The sequence below is a fragment of the Halomonas sp. BC04 genome (genome assembly GCF_000568385.1).
The window spans coordinates 1-6,741 of sequence record NZ_AZQX01000299.1; the positions used below are offsets into that span (position 1 = coordinate 1).

The window sequence follows — 6,741 nt, forward strand, 5'->3', positions numbered from 1 at the left end:
ACATGGCCTATTGTGCTGCCATGTTGAGCTTTTTGTCTCTGGCATGGGAGGATGCACACTCTCTTTCGCCACACCAGAAAAGCGCAATCCCCATCGTAATAAACATCAGACTGGAAGAAGACTGCCTTGTAGTGGCAGATGAAGACTTTGTCCTTTTGGATCAGTATGATCAGCATGGCATGACGCTGCGCTCACCAAAATACATTAGTGCGCTCTTGAAGGCGACGCGCGAAGAAGGATTAAATACATGGAATAAGTATGGCTCTGCAGGAATCGTTCGTCCTGGCGGCCTTCCCTGCACTTGGATACAAAGCTTTGAACATCCCAAGCTTAAATTAGAGAAAAGCCCTGAGATTATCAGTGACGTTGAGCTGATGTTGCTTAGCTACCGTCAGCAACAGGAAGGGTTATCATTTTTAGAAATAGCAAAGCAGCGGTGGAAATTTCAAACGTTAGGGGAAACATTTTCTCAATGCCACAGCTTCTCCAACGAGGGCATTGAGAGCTATCAAAAACAAAAAATTCTTAACAATATAGCTCAATTAAATGAATATGTTAGAGAGCTGAGAGGTGCAATAGTAAACGTGGGGACCTACAAACATGGACTCCCATTTAACGGATAATATTTTCAAACTATCCCCCCAATACACTGAAAATAAGAACCCCCGCGTAAGCTTATGAGAGCCAAGAGGCGGGGGCCGTGTTGCTGATAATGATAGGGCACGGCCTCGGGAAGGGCAAGCGCTTGGAGCACCATCACAACAAGGAGCGGCCATGGCCATCGAACAGGGCATCTGGAAGCTGGCTGATAGTGCCGGTGAGCCACCACTCAAGCTGCGCGCCGCGGGGCTTGCCGACGAGGGCTGCTGGAAGAGCAGATCATGCAGGATGCCTCGATCCTCAACCGGGACTGGCTGCTGATCGGCCGCCAGGTGCGCACCGCCTTCGACAAGCTGATCGACCTGCTCGCCATCGACGCCAACGGCACGGTGATCATCATCGAACTCAAGCGCGACAAGACCCCGCGGGATGTGGTGGCCCAAGCCATCGACTACGCCTCCTGGGTGGTCACATTGGCCGACTACCAGCTGATCGACATCTACCAGGCGTTCGCCGAACGCTACGGGCGCCCCCACGCCACCCTCGGTGAAGCCTTCGAGGCCAAGTTCGGCATCCCGCTGGATAGCGTCACCCTCAACGAGAGCCACCAGCTGGTGGTGGTCGCCACCCGGCTAGATGCCAGCAGCGAGCGCATCATTACCTACCTCAACGAGCACGCCCAGCTGTCGATCAACGCCATGTTCTTCGCCGCCTTCGAGGATGGTGGCAACCGCTACCTCAGCCGCGCCTGGATGATCGACCCGGACGAGCCCAGCCAGCCCGTCGCCCGTAAGGCGAAGAAGGAGCCGTGGAACGGTGAGTTCTACGCCTCCTTCGGCGATGACCGCCCGTGGGAGCTGGCTCGGCGATACGGCTTTATCGCTGGCGGCGGAGCGGCCTGGTATTCCAAGACCCTCGCCATGCTGTCAGCGGGTGATCGCGTCTGGGTCAATATTCCCAAGACGGGGTACGTGGGCGTGGGGGAGGTGATCGGCGAGCGCTGCCGCGCGGATGAGCACCGCGTTACCACCGAGGAGGGCAACAGAGCCCTGCTGGAGCTGACCTCCCGGGAAGAGTACCCCCACCTGTATCAGCCTGTTAATAGTGACGAAGATGATGCCGAGTATCTGGTGCCGGTGCGCTGGCTACATACCGTCAGCCGCGAGCAGGCCTTCAGCGAAGTTGGACTCTTCGGCAACCAGAACACCGTATGCAAGCCCACTACACCCAAGTGGAGCCACACTGTGGAACGCCTCAAACAGGCCTGGGGGATTGAGAGCGAGCAGTAAATTCCCCAGAAAACCACCGAGATGCCATGCGAAGCACGCGGGGCATCTCGGAAGCCCCGATGCTGCGCAGGCGAAGGTAGATTTCGTAGAGGAAGTGCGCCAGAGAACCTTCCAAGGTGCGCTCGGCATAGGGTGGGGAATCCATGCAGGCAGGTGCGGGGACTTGCTCTGCAGCTTCCCTGGCAGCATAAGGGACCAATGCCTGCAGGATAGCATCAGCGGACAGCCGGTCGCCGGTATGTACCACACGGGACACGAATAGCGTCCCCTTGCGGTAGACGATGCCATGCACGACGAGCTGTTACCGCTCAACGCACTGGCGGGCTGGCATTACCGCAAGTAAGAACCGCCGAAGGAAGAGGACGTCATCGACTCCTTCACCGCTGAGGAGCAGGCCGCGATCCTCGCCGCCCTGCCGCCCGAGGGCCGACCCATGATGCAGTTTGCTTTGTGGACTGGGCTGCGCACCTCAGAGCTGGTCGCGCTCGAGTGGGGGGATATCGACTGGAAGGGAAAGCGACTCAAGGTGTCGCGAGCATCACCCAGGCAGCAAAAGGCACCGCCGAGACTACCAAAACTACAGCCGGCACCCGGGTCGTCGACCTGTTGCCCCGCGCGCTTGAGGCACTCAAGTCGCAGAAGTCGATTAGCTTCCTGCATCCGAGCGGGCGAGTCTTCCTCAACCCTCGCACTGGTGCGCCCTGGACCGGCGATCAGACCATCCGTAAGACGCTCTGGACCCATGGTCTCAAGCGCGCCGGTGTCCGCTACCGCCGCCCGTACCAGACGCGCCACACCTACGCGAGCATGATGGTCAGCGCCGGCGAACCGCTGGCCTGGGTCTCCAAACAGATGGGGCATGCGAGCGTCGTGACCACGGCACGGATCTATGCAAGCTGGATACCAGCTACCAACAGCCAGACTGGTATGTTGGCTGATGCGCGCTACGGCATGGCAGGCTACTAGGAAAAGATGACGTATGGACCTATAGGGGCTATCGTAGTGTCAAATAAGGTGTAAAATCGCTACACACTGGAAAACACGATGCCTGCTTCTATGCGCCTTTCCCAAGCCCCGCTGATCCATGTCGTGGCTCAAGTGCACTTTTCTGAGGTACCACCTTATGAAGAGGCTGCGCTCAATCAACTCCACCGCTCGCTGATGAGCGCTGGCTACCCAGAGAGGCTCAATGGCCATCTGGAAGAAGTTGAATGGTCATTCGAGATGTCTGACGGCGCTTCTCCCAAGCAACGCAAGCGCCGTTTCCCGCGCTTTGTGTTCAAAGGGCCTGGACAGCGCCGACTGGTAGAGCTGCGCCATAATTGCCTGATATTTAAGGTAACTGACTACTCTGGTCATCAAACATTCCTGTCTGAATGGAATGAGGTGATGGGCTTGGTGTCGTCGGTCATCCCTGAGATGACTAATGCCTTGTTACATAGTCTCAGTCTTCGCTATGTCGACTTAGTCGTTCCTAAAGAAAGAGAAACTTTGAGAGAACTAGTTTCAGTAGCTCTCCTACCCCCACCTTTACCCGATGTAGATGGTAATGCGTTATTTGGTTCCACTCTGAAAGCCTTTGATACAGGGGATGGTCGGCACTTGCGTGTTACCTTCGAAGAAATTCAACCTCAACGACAACGACTCACCAAGATTTTGCCAGACGACTTGATCGAACAAGTACCTGAGTTTGGTCTCAGTATTGATGGACTGCCCCACTGGCAGGTTGTGCATGGTGCTTACGGTCTGCTAGACATCGATCATGTATACACTGCGTCAAACACACCAGCGGTAGGTGATTGTGAGATGCCGGATATTTTCAGAAAACTCCATGAGCAGACTCACAAAGCTTTCTGGGGCCTGATATCCCAGCAGGCAATCGAGAGTTGGGAATAGTAGTTGAGCAAGTAGGGCACAAGGAGGACAAGAGATGCACATCACTACCGTAGAGAACCAGGCTCTAATGCCTGAGTGTGTTATGAGCCCCTTGTCTGATGGCTCCATAACTCTCACTACAGTACACCATCCGGTGGATGATCTATCGTTCTACCGTGACATTTTGAAGATGGGCCGTATTGTAAGCCATAAGAGACATGGAATGCGACTTCTAAGTCACGACATTCAATACGAAGAACGTAGCAATTGCCACGTGTGGCTAACTAATATCACAAAGTCTATTTTTTCTCTTGCCCAAGGCGGTGAGCTGACTACACGGCCGAAAGAGTCGACTGCTGCTGAGGTGGTGGCTTTAGCCAAGAAAGTGACAGGACTGAGCGTAAAGGATTTGGCTCCTATCTTTGATGTTACTCGACAATCTCTTTACAACTTCCGCAGAGCTCAAGATCGAATTTCTGAGCGTAACTGGCAACGCCTCAATGAAGTAGAGATAATAATCAAAGAGTTAGAGGAAATTCTGCCTGATAGCCCTGGGTCGCTATGCAAGCATTTCGCTTTCGAAGGCGAGACTTTGTACGAGTTGCTTTGCGCTTCACGATTCGATTCAATTCGAATCAAGCGAGTAGCGAGGGAGCTTGCAAAAAAATTAGCTTCGGCTCGTCAAGCTCACAGCTATCATCAAACTAGCATCGACCAGTTGACGCGCCATGGCTGATGCGTCAAGCGAAATGGGGCTTGGAAAGAAGTTGTTATCCCTTGGGCTCCACCAGGGGGCTTATTTTTGCGCGTCTGAGCTCCCGCGCGAGTGTCTCCAAGAGTGGGCTGATTATCGTTCCGAACCTAGACTACGCCAAAGAGCCATCAAGGAAAATTCTCTGTTGGTGGTTGTCAGCCAGGACTGCGATATCGCATGTTACAATCATGCAGAAGATCCATGCATAGAGCTAGCAGTTTTCAATAAAATCAAAGCAAGGGATGTACATAAAGGAAATCAGTTTGCCAATAGTGTTAGAAAATTGCAGTTGCAGATTGGTGGCCAATACTACGAAGCAAAGGCAAGAGAAACTGTTCGTGTTCCTAAGCAGTCGTTAAGTGACTGCCTTGAAAAAACCACCATCACTCCTCTCTCGCCCGACCATATACGAACGTTGGTACTATGGCGGGCCAACCGGTATCAGCGTGAAGCTTTTCCTGACCGTTTCAACAGGCTTTCCAGCCGCTATTGGAAGAGATCCTTCCGGAGCTAGCAAGGGTCGCCCAACTTCCTGGCGATGTAGGGTTTAGCTATGTTCGAGCTCTTTATGTCCGACTCGACAACTTTGAAGAAGAGGGAAAATGTGGATTTTCGCTAATGGCTCTTCTGCGTGCTGATACACCAAATAAAGTGCAGAGCGAATTGGATGACCTGTTAGATGAGCTAAGTAATAAACTCGAAGAAAACGATGCTAACTTTTACATGCTTGAAGAAAGTGAGCTTCCAAGTTTCGCTGAAAAAGAGTCGACTATAACTGTCAGCACCTTAGGACGGTACGTAAAATTCAATATTGACTCAGTCTCTTTGAGCCATGGTGACCCAGATGTTGGCGCCTTGTGCTAAACAGGGTGCGGTCCTTTTTTGGTCAGCATTCAAAGCAACTTATTGATTTTATTGGCAAGGCCTCGGGTTCAATTCCCGCCGCCTCCACCAATCAGCTAGACGAATCAAGCACCTACGGGTGCTTTTTTCGTTTCCGACCCGGGCTAGCCCGTCGCGCCCTGTTGCCGCCGCTTTACCCAGAAAACCACCGAGATGCCGTGCCAAGCAAGCGCGGCATCTCGGAAGCCTGCTCTCGAAAGCAGTGTCAGGACGCCATCATGTGGGTCTGGGAAAGAACCTGGAAGGCGTCAGGCACGGGCTCATCGAGATAGCTGGCGTTGAACTCCGCCATCTGTGCCAGGGCCTGGGGGTCGGGGAAATAGACGTCTTGCCGCTCCTTCAAGACGAGGCCCTCTTCGCGAAGCAGGGAAAAGGTCCGGCTCACGTGGACGGCGCTCAGGCCCAGGACATCGCCAAGCTGCTCCTGTGACAGCGGCAACTGGAAGTTCCCCTCCTCGACAGCCCCGATGCTGCGGAGGCGAAGGTAGATTTCGTAGAGGAAGTGCGCCAGACGCTGCTGGGCGGTGTGGCGGCCGATGTAGACCAGCCGCTCGGTGAGCATGGCCTGCTTGCGCACGACAATGGCGATCAGCCCCGCCGCCAGGGCCGGCGATGAGCGTATGAGCTGGAAGAGATGCTGATGGGAAAAGCAGCTGACCAACCCTTCGTTGACCATCGCCACCCCGGTCCTTCGCCTGGAGAAGCCAAAGTCACGCAAACCGAGAATATCACCGGGCAGATAGACGCTGAGAATCTGCATGGTGCCGTTGTCCAGGTAGCGGAAAGAGTAGGCCCACCCCGCCTTGAGCACACAGAACAGATCGACCTCGGCATTCTCTTGCCAGAGGACTTCACCGGCAGCCATTCGCCTGGGGGTATGCTCCAGCTCCATCAGGAGGGCTGATTCCTCTTCAGAAAGCGCACCATTACTCTTAAGGCCCTGAATTACAACACTGTTTAGTATATTCACGACCACTCCGGCGGGCTTCTTTGTCGGGGACTATTCTAACCATGAGCCAATATCTCGCTTCATAACTTATGTTATGGGGCCACTCCCACCCTGCCGGATGGTGCGGGCTGCCCCCTGCTTTGGTCGAATGCCACCCTTGAAAATTGCTTGATACCGGGGCCCGGCGCGCCATTATCGCGCCCAGCGCGTGAGCGAGACCGGGGTGGCATCGGGTCCGGGCACATCAGGTTGGCCCCCGTTCCGATAAGACCCTATATTTGAAAGACATTTTCCGACCTGGATTCGACAACCAATGAGCAAAGTCCTGATTATCGGCGCCGTGGCGTCGGTGGCGTGGTTACCCACAAGTG

9 protein-coding genes are annotated in these 6,741 nt (G+C 54.4%); 8 read left to right on the forward strand and 1 reads right to left on the reverse strand.

Translation table 11 applies throughout. The features are described from left to right. From Q427_RS32640 to Q427_RS31550, 8 genes are all read left to right on the forward strand, one after another. The coding region (locus tag Q427_RS32640) for a hypothetical protein (protein WP_043516926.1) at nt 1–623 on the forward strand (623 nt) is incomplete at its 5' end. 151 nt (nt 624–774) lie between these two features. Continuing rightward, nucleotides 775–921, forward strand: a complete 147-nt coding sequence (locus Q427_RS32645) for a hypothetical protein (protein ID WP_197030758.1) — start codon at nt 775–777, stop codon at nt 919–921. After that, nucleotides 882–1,889 (forward strand): hypothetical protein, encoded by a 1,008-nt coding sequence (locus Q427_RS20290; RefSeq protein WP_197030759.1) that lies wholly within the window; start codon nt 882–884, stop codon nt 1,887–1,889. Before Q427_RS32645 ends, Q427_RS20290 begins: the two co-directional genes overlap by 40 nt. Nucleotides 1,890–2,495: 606 nt before the next feature. Beyond that, complete coding sequence (locus tag Q427_RS20295; RefSeq protein WP_269321297.1) at nt 2,496–2,855, forward strand: tyrosine-type recombinase/integrase; 360 nt, start codon at nt 2,496–2,498, stop codon at nt 2,853–2,855. A gap of 78 nt (nt 2,856–2,933) precedes the next feature. Continuing rightward, nucleotides 2,934–3,785, forward strand: a complete 852-nt coding sequence (locus tag Q427_RS30475; protein ID WP_081786123.1) for a TIGR04255 family protein — start codon at nt 2,934–2,936, stop codon at nt 3,783–3,785. 34 nt (nt 3,786–3,819) lie between these two features. Next, a complete protein-coding gene (locus tag Q427_RS20305) occupies nt 3,820–4,500 on the forward strand; it encodes a hypothetical protein (RefSeq protein ID WP_043516928.1) in 681 nt (226 codons plus the stop codon). A gap of 163 nt (nt 4,501–4,663) precedes the next feature. After that, complete coding sequence (locus tag Q427_RS31545) at nt 4,664–5,032, forward strand: hypothetical protein (RefSeq protein WP_155833643.1); 369 nt, start codon at nt 4,664–4,666, stop codon at nt 5,030–5,032. Next, the gene (locus tag Q427_RS31550; RefSeq protein WP_155833644.1) at nt 5,008–5,382 is read left to right on the forward strand and encodes a hypothetical protein; all 375 of its coding nucleotides are present in this window, start codon (nt 5,008–5,010) and stop codon (nt 5,380–5,382) included. The genes Q427_RS31545 and Q427_RS31550 overlap by 25 nt, the downstream gene beginning before the upstream one ends. A 244-nt stretch (nt 5,383–5,626) precedes the next feature. Here the strand turns inward: Q427_RS31550 and Q427_RS20310 are convergent, their stop codons facing one another. Continuing rightward, on the reverse strand, nt 5,627–6,313 hold the full coding sequence (locus tag Q427_RS20310; RefSeq protein WP_197030760.1) for a Crp/Fnr family transcriptional regulator: 687 nt from the start codon (nt 6,311–6,313) through the stop codon (nt 5,627–5,629). Nucleotides 6,314–6,741: the final 428 nt, after the last annotated feature.